Below are 13,341 nucleotides of genomic sequence, written 5' to 3'. Positions count from 1 at the left end.
CTCCGGCCAACAACTAGGAGTGAAACATCATGGCTGATATCGCCAAGCTCGTTGAAGAACTTTCGAAGCTGACCGTCCTGGAAGCTGCTGACCTTGCCAAGGCACTTGAAGAAGCCTGGGGCGTGTCTGCTGCTGCCGCTGTTGCCGTTGCTGCCCCTGCCGGCGGTGGCGCTGCTGCTGAAGCAGTCGAAGAAAAGACCGAATTCGACGTCATCCTGACCGGCGACGGCGGCAACAAGATCGCCGTCATCAAGGAAGTCCGCGCGATCACCTCGCTGGGCCTGACCGAAGCCAAGGCGCTGGTCGAAGCCGCGCCGAAGGCGATCAAGGAAGGCACCAACAAGACCGACGCCGAAGAAATCAAGAAGAAGATCGAAGCCGCTGGCGGCACCGTCGAAATCAAGTAATTTCGACCTCGATCCTTTTCGGATTACGGGAAAGGGCGGTCCCACGGGGCCGCCCTTTTTCTGTTGGTACGGCTTGTGTTGCCAGTTAATCGCACACACGATCGGCACACGATAGACAAGAAAGGGCCAGGGCTTTCGCCCCGACCCTTTCCCCTGCGACCCGAAGAGCCCGAAGTATGCTTACTTCAGTGCCTTCAGGTATGCGATAATCGCCTTGCGCGCGGCCGGATCGGCCAGGCCGGCATAGGTCATCCTGGTGCCCGGCACGACCTTGGCCGGCGCGGTCAGATAGCGGTCCAGCGTGGCTTCGTCCCAGGTCAGGTTGGCGGTCTTCATCGCCTCGCTGAAGGCGTAGCCGGGAATCGCGCCAGACTTGGTGCCGAAGACGCCGGCCAGGCTGGGCCCGATGCCCATCTTGCCCGGCTCGACCGAATGGCAGGCGGCGCACTGGGCAAAGGCCGCAGGCCTGCCATCTGCCGCTGCGACTGTGGCTGCCGCCGAAGGCTCGGCGCTGGTTGCGGGCGATGCGCTGGTGCCCGATGCCTGATCGTCAGGCGGAGAGCCGCAGCCCGCCAAGACCAGAGCCGAAAACACTGCCACCCCCGCGGCGAAACGAACGCCCATGATCCCCTGCCTCCTCTCGGTCCATCGCACGGCACCCCGCGGGGTGCGATCCGATGACGGGAACCATGAACCCGGCCTTTGCCCGCGCCTAGTGCAAAGGGGGTGACAGGCGTTGCATTATTCGCACGGTGGCGACGAGAAGTGCGCGGCCTGCGGCAAATCGACTTTTGCGATACGCGGATCGCGCCTATCCGGGCCGGCTTTATGTCGGACGGACCCGCCTTGACCCCCTGGCGCACGGAACTGCGCGCGACGCTGCACCTCGCGGCGCCGCTTGCGCTGGCCAACCTGCTGTGGATGGCGATCGGGACCACCGACGTGATCTTCGTCGCCATGCTGGGCCAGCAGGCGCTGGCCGCCTCAAGCCTAGCGGTGACTCAATACATGCTGATCAGCTGGGCGCTGACCGGCCTGACCGGTGCGGTCGCGCCGCTGGTCGCGGCGGAGCTGGGCCGCCGCAAGCACGCGGTGCGCGAAGTGCGGCGGTCGGTGCGGATGGCGCTGTGGCTGGCGCTGGGGACCGGCATGATCGGCGTGGCGCTGTGCAGCTGGGGCGAAGCGCTGATGCTGCTGACCGGACAGGATCCCGAGATTTCGCGCCGCGCCGGTGCCTTCCTGGCGATCATCCGCTGGGCCATCCCGGCCATGGTGGTGTCCAGCGTCCAGCGCACCTTCGTTGCCGCGCTGGGCCGCCCGATGCTGGCCACCGCGATCACTGCAGTGGCGATTCTGGTCAATGCGCTGGGCAACTGGGTGCTGATCTTTGGTCACTTTGGCCTGCCTGCTATGGGCCTCGAAGGCTCGGCCCTGGCCAGCGTGATCACCGCCTTTGCGATGGTCGCCGCCTATGCCGTGGTCATCGCCGCCGACCGGCGGCTGCGCCGCTATCGCCTGCTGGGCAACTGGTGGCGGCCCGAATGGCAGCGGCTGCGCGAGATGCTGCGGATCGGCCTTCCGATCGCCTGCATCATCATTGCCGAAGGTGGCTTCTTCAGCAGCGCGGCCTATCTGATGGGGCGGATCGGCGCGGCGCAACTGGCCGCCCACACCGTGGCGCTGCAGATTGCGGCGCTGGCGTTCCAGGTGCCCTTTGGCGTGGGCCAGGCAGCGACGATCCGGGTCGGTTACCATTACGGCGCGGGCGACCGCGAAGGCGTGCGGCTGGCCGGACTGGCGGCGCTGTGGACCGCCTTCGCCTTCTCGTTCGTCGGGGCCGGGATCATGTTGCTGTTCCCGCGTCACGTCCTGGCGCTCTACGTCGACGTGGCCGATCCGGCCAATGCCCAGCTGATTGCCCTGGCCGTGCAATATCTGGCGGTGGCGGCGCTGTTCCAGCTGTTCGACGGGATCCAGGCGGTCGGCGCGGGCGCGCTGCGCGGGCTGCAGGATACGCGGATGCCGATGGCGATCGCGCTGTTCGGGTATTGGCTGCCCGGTTTCGGCCTGTCGCTGGGGCTGGGTCTGTTTACCCCTCTGGGCGGCCTGGGCGTGTGGATCGGGCTGGCCGTGGGGCTGGTGGTGGTCGCCGTGCTGCTGCTCCACCGCTGGCGGCGGCGCGAGGCGTTGGGGCTGCTGCCGCGCTGAATTTTTCCCGCCAGACTCTCCTTGACGACACCTGAACGCGCACCCATATGCGCACCGCTGGCACTCACCGCGTGAGAGTGCCAAGACACTTCAACGTCATGTAGAGAGGTACATCACATGAGCTTCCGTCCGTTGCACGATCGCGTGCTGGTTCGCCGCGTCGAGGCCGAGGAAAAGACTGCTGGCGGGATCATCATCCCCGACAGCGCCAAGGAAAAGCCGGCCGAGGGCATCGTCGTTGCCGCCGGTGCCGGTAACAAGGCCGAAGACGGCAAGGTTACTCCGCTGGACGTCAAGGCCGGCGACAAGGTGCTGTTCGGCAAGTGGTCGGGCACCGAGGTCAAGCTCGACGGCGAAGACCTGATCATCATGAAGGAATCGGACATCCTCGGCATCATCGGCTGAACCGCCGTCTGCCGGGATAATCCCGCTTCCCGCACCCTGTGAATTTTGTGAACATTCGAACCTGAAGGAACAGCACAATGGCTGCCAAAGACGTAAAGTTCGGCCGCGACGCGCGTGAGCGCATTCTCGCCGGCGTCGACATCCTCGCCAATGCCGTCAAGGTTACCCTGGGTCCCAAGGGCCGCAACGTGGTGATCGACAAGAGCTTCGGCGCACCGCGCATCACCAAGGATGGCGTCACCGTCGCCAAGGAAATCGAGCTCAAGGACAAGTTCGAGAACATGGGCGCGCAGATGCTGCGCGAAGTTGCCAGCAAGACCAACGACCAGGCCGGTGACGGCACCACCACCGCCACCGTGCTGGCCCAGGCGATCGTCCGTGAAGGCATGACCTCGGTCGCCGCAGGCATGAACCCGATGGACCTCAAGCGCGGCATCGATCTGGCCGTGGCCAAGGTCGTCGAAGACCTGGTCAAGCGCTCCAAGCCGGTTTCGGGTTCGTCGGAAATCGCCCAGGTCGGGATCATCTCGGCCAATGGCGACAGCGAAGTCGGCAACAAGATCGCCGAAGCGATGGAAAAGGTCGGCAAGGAAGGCGTGATCACCGTCGAGGAAGCCAAGGGGCTTGAGTTCGAACTCGATGTCGTCGAAGGCATGCAGTTCGACCGCGGCTATCTTTCGCCCTATTTCATCACCAACCCCGACAAGATGACCGTCGAGCTGGATAACCCCTACATCCTGATCCACGAGAAGAAGCTGTCGAGCCTCCAGGCGATGCTGCCGGTGCTCGAAGCCGTGGTCCAGTCGGGCCGTCCGCTGCTGATCATCGCCGAAGACATCGAAGGCGAAGCACTGGCCACCCTGGTGGTCAACAAGCTGCGCGGCGGGCTCAAGGTCGCGGCGGTCAAGGCCCCCGGCTTCGGCGATCGCCGCAAGGCGATGCTGCAGGACATCGCGATCCTGACCAAGGGCGAGATGATCAGCGAAGACCTGGGCATCAAGCTCGAATCGGTCACGCTGAACATGCTCGGCCAGGCCAAGCGCGTGTCGATCGACAAGGACAACACCACGATCGTCGATGGCGCCGGTTCGGGTGACGAGATCAAGAGCCGGGTCGAACAGATCCGCGCCCAGATCGAAACCACCACCAGCGACTACGACAAGGAAAAGCTGCAGGAACGTCTGGCCAAGCTGGCCGGCGGGGTTGCGGTGATCAAGGTCGGCGGGGCTTCGGAAGTCGAAGTCAAGGAACGCAAGGACCGCGTCGACGACGCACTCCACGCGACCCGCGCCGCAGTTGAAGAAGGCATCGTCCCCGGTGGCGGTACCGCGCTGCTCTATGCCACCAAGGCTCTGGCCGGGATGAAGGGCGCCAACGACGACCAGACCAAGGGTATCGACATCGTGCGCCGCGCGATCACCGCCCCGGTCAAGCAGATCGCCACCAATGCCGGTCACGACGGCGCCGTGGTTTCGGGCAACCTCCTGCGCGAGGACGACGAAACCCAGGGCTTCAACGCCGCGACCGACACCTATGAAAACCTGGTTGCGGCCGGCGTGATCGACCCGACCAAGGTCGTCCGCACCGCGCTGCAGGATGCGGCCTCGGTCGCCGGCCTGCTGATCACCACCGAAGCGGCGATCAGCGAAAAGCCGGAAGACAAGCCCGCCATGCCGGCAATGCCCGGCGGCGGCATGGGCGGGATGGACTTCTAAGCCAGTCCGTTTCCGAACCGAATGCAGGGGCCGGAAGGAGCAATCCTTCCGGCCCTTTGCTTTTGCGCTTGACGCCGGAACGCTCAAATCGGCGTTGCGCCGCGTCATGCGAAATCTGCACTTGCCGTTGCAGCGAACGCAATTGCACCGGTGTGCAACACGCCTATCTGCCGCGCCTTCCCCAGCGTCAGGAAGGCGCACCGATGCACGATAGCGAGACCGCGGCGGACGACGCCGACGCAAGTATCACTGGCCAGAGCGGCCACACTTCCGCCACCGCAAAAGCCATGTTGCCGCTGACCATCGGCGCAATCGGCGTGGTCTTTGGCGATATAGGCACGAGCCCGCTCTATGCCTTTCGCGAAGCGCTGGGCCAGGCCGCTTCCGACGGCCTCGATCGCGGCGAGATCATCGGGGTGATGAGCCTGGCGCTGTGGGCGCTGATCATCATCGTCACGCTGAAATACGTCGTCTTTCTCATGCGTGCCGACAATGACGGCGAAGGCGGCGTGCTCGCGTTGTTGGCCCTGGCTCAGCGCGGGGTCGCCAAGGGCGGCTGGATCATTGCCCTGGGGGCGGTCGGCGCGGCGCTGTTCTACGGCGATGCGGTCATCACGCCGTCGCTGTCGGTGCTTTCCGCAGTGGAAGGCCTCAAGACCCTGCCCGGCGGCGCGGCGGTGTTTACCGAGGGACGGATCCTGGTCATCAGCCTGGTGATCCTGGCCGCCCTGTTTGCAATCCAGTCGCGCGGGACCGAGATGGTTTCCAAGCTATTCGGCCCGGTCTGCATCGCGTGGTTCCTGGCGATAGGTGCCTTGGGCGCGATTCACATCGCCGATGGACCCGGCATCCTGGCCGCATTCCTGCCGTGGCACGCGGTCAGCTTCGTCACCGGACACGGCGTGCTGGGGCTGTTCGTGCTGGGTGCGGTGTTCCTGACCGTTACCGGGGCCGAAGCGCTGACCGCCGACATGGGCCACTTCGGCAAGGCGCCGATCCGCCTGGCTTGGCTCGCGCTGGTCTTCCCGGCGCTGGCGCTCAACTATCTGGGGCAGGGGGCCTTTGCGATCCATACCCTGGAAGAGGCCGGCCGCATGGGCCAGCCGTTCGCCAACCAGGACTGGTTCTTCCAGATGATCCCCGAGGCTGTGCGGCTGCCGATGGTGCTGCTGGCCACGGCGGCCACGATCATCGCCAGCCAGGCGGTGATTACCGGGGCCTTCTCGCTGACCCAGCAGGCGATGCAGCTGGGCCTGTTGCCGCGGCTGGCAATACGCCAGACCTCAGCCGGGCATGCCGGGCAGATCTATATGCCGGCGATCAACTGGCTGGTGCTGTTCGGGGTGATGGTCCTGACCATCGGCTTCCGCAACAGCTCGGCGATGGCCGCAGCCTATGGCATCGCGGTCACCGGGACGATGGTGATCACCTGCTGCCTGGCCTTCATGGTCGTCCGTCGGCGCTGGGGCTGGGGCCTGCCGCTCAGCCTGGCGGTGATCGTACCCTTCCTGTCCATCGACCTCATCTTCTTCGGTGCCAACATCCTGCGCGTGGTCGAAGGGGGGTGGGTTCCCCTGACGATTGCTGCCGGCATTCTGGCAGTGGTCTGGACCTGGGTGCGCGGCCGCAAGATAGTTTCCGCCTTGGAACACGACGGCGCCGTTCCGCTGCGCGACATGGCCGCCGCACTTGCTGCCCGCCCACCCAAGACCGTGCCAGGCACTGCGGTGTTCCTGACAGCGCGGCCCGATCTGACCCCGCATGCGCTGCTGCACAATCTCAAGCACAACCGCGTGCTCCATCGCCACAACCTGGTGACCACGGTGCGCACCCTGCAAAAGCCGCACTGCGATCCGGATGAGCGCCTGACCGTTACCCGGGTCGATGACCGCTTCGCGATTGTCGAGCTGCGCTATGGCTTCATGGAACAGCCCGATGTGCGCGCCGACCTGATCCGCGGCGGCGCGGCCATCCCCGATGCGGCCAAGGCCAGCTTCTTCATCGGGCGCAATTCGTACTCGCACGTGGCCGAAGGGGGGATGCCGCTGTGGCAGGATGTCCTGTTCATCACGCTGCACCGCAATGCCGCCGATCCGACCGATTACTTCAATATCCCGCCAAACCGGGTGATCGAACTGGGCGCGCAATACGCGATTTGAGGGCGACTCACCGGCAAGAGCCGTTGCAAGGTTCCTGCAAGTCCTCGCATTAAAAGTGCGCTTCGTCGCAGCTGTCTATCCGGATCCCGCTTCGTTATACAAAATGAAAGCATGTTTGGGCGATCACTGTACGCGTGAAAAGCAACCTGTTCCTTCGCTTCGCTGCCTATCTGGCTCTGGCCGGGTCGGTTGTCGTGCCGGCAACTGCGGCGCCCACCAACAGCCTTGAATCGGCGTTCGACCAGGCTTTGCGCGCCGAAGCCAAGCCCCAGCGCTCGGCCGTGGTCAGTGCGCCGGTATCGATCCTGCCGGTCCAGGGCTGGAGCGGGACCGCCGAACCGCGCCGCTACGAATCGGGTCTGGAAGCCCAGGTTGCCGCTTTGGCCGATGGCGCGCAGGGCCGGATCGGGGTTGCCGCGGTCGATCTTGGCACCGGGCGCACGGTTTCGGTCCTGGGCAACCAGCCCTTCCCGATGGCCAGCACCAGCAAGATTGCAATTGTCGCCACGTTCCTCAGTGGGGTCGATCAGGGCCGGTTTCATTTGACCGACCGCTATCCGCTGATGATGCCGGTTCCCTCGGCCAAGTATTCCAGCGCGGTTGCGCCGGTCCGCCCCGGGGCGACGATGTCGGCGATCGAACTGATCGACCGCACCATCATCCACAGCGATAACCGCGCCACCGATGCCCTGCTTGCCGCCGTCGGTGGTCCAAGTGCGGTCAACCAGTGGGTCAGGAACACCGCCGGCCTTTCGGGCTTCCGGCTCGATCGCGATATCGCCACTCTGGTGCGCGACGACGGTCAGTACGATCCGGCCCGCGTGGTCGATCCGCGCGACAGCGCGACGCCGCTGACCATGGTCCAGCTGCTGACCGGTATCTATCAGAGCCGCTGGCTCAGCCGCGGCAGCAACGCGGTGCTGATTTCGGCGATGCAACGCTGCGTAACCGGCAAGGGCCGCCTGCGTGCACTGCTGCCGGGTGATGCCACGATCATGCACAAGACTGGCACGCTCAGCAACACGTCGAGCGACGTCGGGATCATCAACACCCCCGATGGCCGGGCCATCGCGGTCGCGGTCTATGTCACCGGGCAGGGCGGCAAGTCACTGCGCGATGCCCGCATCGCCAGTATTGCCCGGGCGATCTACGACGGTTACCAGATCGAGGCGTCCAGCTTCCGCCGCACCGCGTCGCGCTGATCCGATAGGGCGCCGGGTAGCCCCGTCTTCTCTCCCTTCCGCTACTTCCGGCTGGCCCGCGCTGCCGCCACTTGTGCGGCGGGCCAGGTCACTTGCGTCTGGCTCTGCGGGTTGAACACCCCGCCCGGATAGATCGCGCTTTGGGCCGCGGCGATTTCCGCCTTGGTCAGGAAGGCGCTCGGCTCCAGCTTGAACACGTCGATCCCGCGGGTGATCTCGGTCGCGTAGATCCGGCCCTTGTACCAGTAGGCCGACCAGTAGCCGCCCAGGATCAGCTGGTCCTTGTCGATCGGACCGCGATCAAAGTAGGCAATTTCCTTCGGGTTGGCGGCGTCGGTGAAGTCGATCACGCTGATTCCGCCCTGGTACCAGGCCTGGACAAAGATATCGCGCCCCGGCACCGGGATGATCGATCCGTTGTGCGCGACGCAGTTTTCCTTGTCGCTCTGCGGCGCGGGCAGCTTGTAATGGCCGCGGTAGACCAGCTTGCCGTTCTCAATCCCGTAGAACGCGTCGGCGCCCCAAGTCTTGGGATCGCCCGCCTGGCAGCGCGGCCGCATCCCGCCGCCCCATTCGTCGGTGAACAGCACCTTGGTGCCGTCGTTGTTGAACGTGGCCGAATGCCAGTAGGCAAAGCCCTTGTCCGAAACGTCATCGATCCGCCTGGGCTTCAGCGGGTTCGAAATGTCGAGCAGGATGCCGTTGCCCGAGCAGGCCCCGGCGGCGATCTTCCTGGCCGGGAATACGGTAATGTCGTGGCACTGGTCGGTCACTTCGGTGTCCTGGGTGCCTTCGCCGTGATCGCCGCCGCGCCACAGCCCGGCAATGCGGCCTTCGCTGGCAAAGACCCGCGGCCGGTCGACGATCCGCGCTGCAGCAGGGTTGGCAATCGGGATCTCGATCAGGTCGATGCTGAACAGCGCGGTGTCGTCTCCGGCGGTGTCCATGCACCCGCTCAGTTCCTCGCTCTTGCGCACGAACGAGGTGCCCGAGGCATAGACCACGATGCGGCTTGCATCGGTGTCGACTACCGAATGGGTGTGACTGCCGCGGCAGGTCTGGACCTGGCCGACCTGGCGCGGACGGGTTACATCGGAAATATCGAAGATGCGGATGCCGCGGAAGCGTTCCGCACTGACCTTGGCATTGACCCCCTGCAGGCCGCAGTCGGTGCGGCCGCGCGGTTCCTCGACACTGGTGATCAGCAGCGTGCCGACGATCGAGACGTCGCCCTGGCCGCCCGGGCAGACCACCGAGCTGACCAGGCCCGGCACCCCGTCCTTGCCCAGCCGATAGACGTTGAAGCCGTGGAAACTGCCGGCGATCATCATGTCGCCGGAAAAGGCCATGTCCGAATTCATGAAGTCGAGCAGCGCCCAGCGATCGGCAAATTCGGGCTTGGGCGGTTCGCCGTCCTTCTTCGCGGGCTCGGCCGGCTTGTCGGCGTCCTTGGGTGATTTCGCCTTGAGCGGGAACAGTCCGGCCGGGTTGGTCGGATCGAAAAACCCGGGCGGCTTGGGCAGGCTGGCGATCTTGCGCAGATTGAGCGTCGCCTCGCCGGCGTTGCGAAAACCCGCGGCCAGGGTGGCGCGCGGATCGCCCGACAGCCCGGCAAGGGTCTTGTTCATCCGCTCGATTTCGGCCTTCTGATCGGTGGTAACATCGGTCGTGAACTGGAACATCGCCGGGTCATAGGCGGTGCCCTGGGCGTCCAGCAGATTGTCCACCATATCCAGCGCGCCGCGGTGGTGCGGGATCATCAGCTGCAGGAACAGCCGGTCGAAGGCCGTGCCGTTTGCCGCGGCCAGGGCGGCCATCTGCTCGGCGCTGGCCATCCCCTTCATCGCCGGCATGGCCATGCCCATGTGGCCTTCGTGGCCCATGTGCGCCATATCCGGCATCGCGGTCGCCTCTCCCCGATCGGCCAGCCACTTGCGCATGAACTTCATTTCATCGGCCTGGCCGGCGTCGATCCGCCCGGCGATTGCAATGATGTCGGGATTGTTGGTCCGCGCCTTGACCAGCGCGGCCATGTCGACCGCCTGCTGGTGATGGGTAATCATGTGCTGCATGAAAGCGACGTCGGCGGGGGAATAGCCCGAATTGGCCAGCTTGCTTGCCGCTTCGGCCGTGATCGTGCGCGGCGCCTGGCCCGGCGCGCCGGGCATGGTGATTGGCGCGGTCTGGGCCAGCGCGGCGCTTGCCGTTCCGACCAGAAGCCCCGCCATTGCCAGCTGTGCAAAGCGCTTCATTTCCTGTCCCCCAATTGCCTGTTGCGCGCTGGCTAACATGCAATCGCAGCAGAGCTAAAGCGGTTTATCGCGGCGTTGCAGCCTGCAAAAACGATTGGGGCGCACCGGCCGTGCCGATGCGCCCCTCTCCCCTCCCGGAAGATCGTGTGCTGAACCCCGCTGGCCTTTGCTGGTCAATTCGGGATGACGCCGCGCTCCTAGCGCGCAAGGCGCAATGCCCGCAAGGGCGCCGCGGCGAATCGTGCAATGGTGTTGCGTGTCTGCCACGCATTGCTTGGCGCTTATTGCGCAAATTCCGCCCGGCGTGGTCCAAGATAACCGAACAGGTAGGCCCCGACCTTGCGCATCTGGATTTCCTCTGCCCCTTCGGTGATGCGGTAGCGGCGGTGGTGGCGATAGATGTGCTCGAACGGCTTGTGCCGCGAATAACCGATCCCGCCGTGCACCTGCATCGCCCGGTCGGCGGCCTCGCAGACCAGGCGGTTGGCGTAATAGTTGCACATGCTGATCTTGTCGGACAGCTGGTGCTCCAGCTCCTTGTGCGGGATCTGGTCCATCTGCCAGGCGGTCTGGTAGATAAAAGCGCGCAGCATCTCGCACTGGGTGGCCAGCTCGACCAGCGGGAACTGGATCCCCTGGTTGCGCGCCAGTTCCTGCCCGAAGGGCTTGCGCTGGCGGGCGTACTTGACCGATTCCTCGACGCAATAGGTCGCCGCGCCCAGCGACGATGCGGCCTGGCGAATGCGGTTCTGGTGGACGAAGCTCTGCGCGATCGACAGCCCGCCGTCGACCGGGCCGAGCACCGCGCTTTCAGGCACCCAGCAGTTTTCGAAATGCATTCGCGGGTGGTCGGTCGGCATGTTGAAGGTCCACATATATTCGTCGACCACCATGCCGGGGGTGTCGATCGGCACCAGGATGCAAGTGATCCCCTTGGCATCGCCGTCCTTGCCCGACGTGCGGCAGAACGCGGCGCAGTGGGTGGCAACGTGCATGCCGGTAATCCACATCTTGCGCCCGTCGATCCGCCAGCCAGGCACCCCGTCCCGGGTCTCGCGCACCGCACGGGTTTCCATGTGGGTGGCATCGCTGCCGTGATCGGGCTCGGTCAGGCCGAAGGCAACGCGGCGCTGGCGGTTGAACCCGCCCAGGATGAATTCCTCCTGCTGTTCGGGCGTGCCGAAATGCTCGAACATGGCGACGAAAGGGAAATTGCCGACGATCGAATGTTCGTTCTGCAGATCGTTGTGCAGGCCCAGGCCCATCGCGGCAAAGCGGTCGCGGATCACCGCCATGGCCAGGTTCGAGCCATCCTTGCCGCCGTATTTCTTCGGCGCGGAAAAGCGCCAGTGCCCGGCCTTGTCAGCGCGCAGCGAGGCTTCGCGCAGCAGCATTTCCCATTCGTGGCGTGGCAGTCCGTCGTTCTCGAAATCGGTCCGGGCATATTCGCGGCGATGATCGAAGAAGCGGATGTTGTCATCCGCCTGTTCCAGCGGCTTGATATCGCTGGCGATGAAATCATCGAGTTCGGCCAGATAGGCGATCAGGTCTTGGGGCAGCGCAAAATCCATGGCTCAGGGTCCTTCCCAGCGGGTCCGCGCTTCAGCCAGCGCGGGATATTTCGGTACGTCGGCGGATAATTTGTCGAGCGCCATGCGGCGCAGGCGGGCCAGCAGTCCCGGGGTGGCAAGATCGGCGGTGCCGGCCAGCAGCTGCGCCGACAGCGCGGCATCGGTGGCCGGCGGGCGCTGCGCCAGTTCGCGCGCGACGATGCCCAGCGCGTTGCGCGCCACGGCCAGGTTGAATTTGTCGCGCCCGCTGACCAGCCGCTTGAGATCGCCGTTGAGCCATTCGGACACGGCTTCGAGGATCTCGCTGCCATCGGGTTCGCCGCGCCCGCGTTGGACAGGGGTTGCGGCGGGCGGCAAGGGGCGGCTCCGTTCTGCTTCTGGAGCCTGGTCTTCGAGCAGCAGCAGCAGGTCGAGCTCCTGTTCGGAGGTGCGCCGGGCGACGACGACGCGTTCAACCGCGCGGTCGTGGCCGTCGCGCCAGAAATTGCCCATCTGCAGGCAGCCCAGTGCCCACCAGAAGGTGCGGTAGACCGTCCAGAAGCGGAACCGCGCCGGATCGAACGGGACACCGCCGGCCGCCTGATAGGCTTCGACCAATCGCTCGATCGAGCTCAGGCCGTAGCCGGGCCGGTCGGGCCGGGTGAAGCGCCACACGGTCATGCAGCCGAAGGCCAGATCCTCGTGCGGGTCGCCCAGATGGGCCAGCTCCCAGTCGAGCACGCCCGACAGGCGGCCATTCTCGACCATCAGGTTGCCCAGCCGGAAATCGCCGTGGACCAGGTGGGGGGCGACATCCGCTGGCAGATTGCGCTCCAGCCAACGCACCGCAAGCGCCAGGATCGGGCGATCGCCGCCATAGGACAGATAGCGCGCCTTGAGCTCGGCCAGAGCTGCTGCGGTGTCCATCACCGGCACGGCCAGTTCCGCGGCGGGGATGCGGTGCGTGGCGGCCAGTTCGCGCGCGATGTCACCGATCAGGGTCTCGCCATCGGCCTCGGCCAGGATCGCCACGGGGTCTGGGGTGCCCGGGATTGCCCGCATGATGAAGCCGCTGCCGATTTCGTCGCCGGGTTCGAGTTCGCCAATCACTTCCGGCGCCATCACACCGGCAGCATGGGCGGCGCGGATCAGTTCAGCTTCGCCGTGGTGGTCCATCGGCCGGCCGGCCATCATTTCAGCAGACGGGGCGCGGCGCAGGATCAGGGTGTGGTCGCCGGCAGTAAAGCGCCAGCTTTCCATGTTGGCACCGCCCGACAGCCGCTCCAACCCCTCCGGCCCGGGCAGCCCGACGCGCGCCAGCGCGCGGGCCAGGCCTTTGGCCAGCACCAGGGCTGGGGATGGGGACATGCCGCGGCCTCCTCTCGGGCCCGTTCCGGACCTTCGGGAGCAATGTTAATCGCGCGATTAAATCAGTCAAGCGCT

Annotated in this window: 10 protein-coding genes; 6 read left to right on the top strand and 4 right to left on the bottom strand. The window is 65.4% G+C overall.

Annotated features, from left to right (window positions below):
• Positions 1 to 29: 29 nt before the first annotated feature.
• Complete coding sequence (gene rplL, locus ACFFF7_RS04820) at positions 30 to 407, top strand: 50S ribosomal protein L7/L12 (RefSeq protein WP_100866741.1); 378 nt, start codon at positions 30 to 32, stop codon at positions 405 to 407.
• A 180-nt stretch (positions 408 to 587) separates the two neighbouring features.
• On the opposite strand, the gene ACFFF7_RS04815 is transcribed toward rplL, so the two are convergent.
• Positions 588 to 1,031 (bottom strand): c-type cytochrome, encoded by a 444-nt coding sequence (locus ACFFF7_RS04815; RefSeq protein WP_379480218.1) that lies wholly within the window; start codon positions 1,029 to 1,031, stop codon positions 588 to 590.
• Positions 1,032 to 1,235: 204 nt separating this feature from the next.
• Between ACFFF7_RS04815 and ACFFF7_RS04810 the strand changes: the two genes are divergently transcribed.
• From ACFFF7_RS04810 to ACFFF7_RS04790, 5 genes are all read left to right on the top strand, one after another.
• The gene (locus ACFFF7_RS04810) at positions 1,236 to 2,615 is read left to right on the top strand and encodes an MATE family efflux transporter (protein WP_379480217.1); all 1,380 of its coding nucleotides are present in this window, start codon (positions 1,236 to 1,238) and stop codon (positions 2,613 to 2,615) included.
• A 117-nt stretch (positions 2,616 to 2,732) separates the two neighbouring features.
• The gene (gene groES, locus ACFFF7_RS04805) at positions 2,733 to 3,020 is read left to right on the top strand and encodes a co-chaperone GroES (RefSeq protein ID WP_379480216.1); all 288 of its coding nucleotides are present in this window, start codon (positions 2,733 to 2,735) and stop codon (positions 3,018 to 3,020) included.
• Positions 3,021 to 3,097: 77 nt separating this feature from the next.
• Positions 3,098 to 4,735 carry a chaperonin GroEL gene (gene groL / locus ACFFF7_RS04800; RefSeq protein WP_379480215.1) on the top strand — a complete coding sequence of 546 codons (1,638 nt, stop codon included), beginning with the start codon at positions 3,098 to 3,100 and terminating at the stop codon, positions 4,733 to 4,735.
• 203 nt (positions 4,736 to 4,938) lie between these two features.
• Complete coding sequence (locus ACFFF7_RS04795; protein WP_379480214.1) at positions 4,939 to 6,894, top strand: potassium transporter Kup; 1,956 nt, start codon at positions 4,939 to 4,941, stop codon at positions 6,892 to 6,894.
• Positions 6,895 to 7,028: 134 nt separating this feature from the next.
• Positions 7,029 to 8,096, top strand: a complete 1,068-nt coding sequence (locus ACFFF7_RS04790; protein WP_379480213.1) for a serine hydrolase — start codon at positions 7,029 to 7,031, stop codon at positions 8,094 to 8,096.
• A gap of 41 nt (positions 8,097 to 8,137) precedes the next feature.
• On the opposite strand, the gene ACFFF7_RS04785 is transcribed toward ACFFF7_RS04790, so the two are convergent.
• From ACFFF7_RS04785 to ACFFF7_RS04775, 3 genes are all read right to left on the bottom strand, one after another.
• Positions 8,138 to 10,348 carry a DUF305 domain-containing protein gene (locus ACFFF7_RS04785; RefSeq protein WP_379480212.1) on the bottom strand — a complete coding sequence of 737 codons (2,211 nt, stop codon included), beginning with the start codon at positions 10,346 to 10,348 and terminating at the stop codon, positions 8,138 to 8,140.
• 281 nt (positions 10,349 to 10,629) lie between these two features.
• Entirely contained in the window at positions 10,630 to 11,919 is a 1,290-nt protein-coding gene (locus ACFFF7_RS04780) for an acyl-CoA dehydrogenase family protein (RefSeq protein ID WP_379480211.1), read from the bottom strand.
• A gap of 3 nt (positions 11,920 to 11,922) precedes the next feature.
• The gene (locus ACFFF7_RS04775) at positions 11,923 to 13,266 is read right to left on the bottom strand and encodes a phosphotransferase family protein (RefSeq protein WP_379480210.1); all 1,344 of its coding nucleotides are present in this window, start codon (positions 13,264 to 13,266) and stop codon (positions 11,923 to 11,925) included.
• Between the last annotated feature and the right edge of the window lie 75 nt (positions 13,267 to 13,341).

Source organism: Novosphingobium aquiterrae (assembly GCF_042434435.1).
Taxonomy (GTDB): Bacteria; Pseudomonadota; Alphaproteobacteria; order Sphingomonadales; family Sphingomonadaceae; genus Novosphingobium; species Novosphingobium aquiterrae.
This window is presented reverse-complemented; position numbering and strand designations above follow the sequence as displayed.

Coding starts and splice junctions, on each gene's coding strand:
- groES (WP_379480216.1), top strand. CDS start 2,733: ATGAGCTTCCGTCCGTTGCACGATCGCGTGCTGGTTCGCCGCGTCGAG.
- ACFFF7_RS04810 (WP_379480217.1), top strand. CDS start 1,236: ATGTCGGACGGACCCGCCTTGACCCCCTGGCGCACGGAACTGCGCGCG.
- ACFFF7_RS04785 (WP_379480212.1), bottom strand. CDS start 10,348: ATGAAGCGCTTTGCACAGCTGGCAATGGCGGGGCTTCTGGTCGGAACG.
- groL (WP_379480215.1), top strand. CDS start 3,098: ATGGCTGCCAAAGACGTAAAGTTCGGCCGCGACGCGCGTGAGCGCATT.
- ACFFF7_RS04775 (WP_379480210.1), bottom strand. CDS start 13,266: ATGTCCCCATCCCCAGCCCTGGTGCTGGCCAAAGGCCTGGCCCGCGCG.
- rplL (WP_100866741.1), top strand. CDS start 30: ATGGCTGATATCGCCAAGCTCGTTGAAGAACTTTCGAAGCTGACCGTC.
- ACFFF7_RS04780 (WP_379480211.1), bottom strand. CDS start 11,919: ATGGATTTTGCGCTGCCCCAAGACCTGATCGCCTATCTGGCCGAACTC.
- ACFFF7_RS04795 (WP_379480214.1), top strand. CDS start 4,939: ATGCACGATAGCGAGACCGCGGCGGACGACGCCGACGCAAGTATCACT.
- ACFFF7_RS04815 (WP_379480218.1), bottom strand. CDS start 1,031: ATGGGCGTTCGTTTCGCCGCGGGGGTGGCAGTGTTTTCGGCTCTGGTC.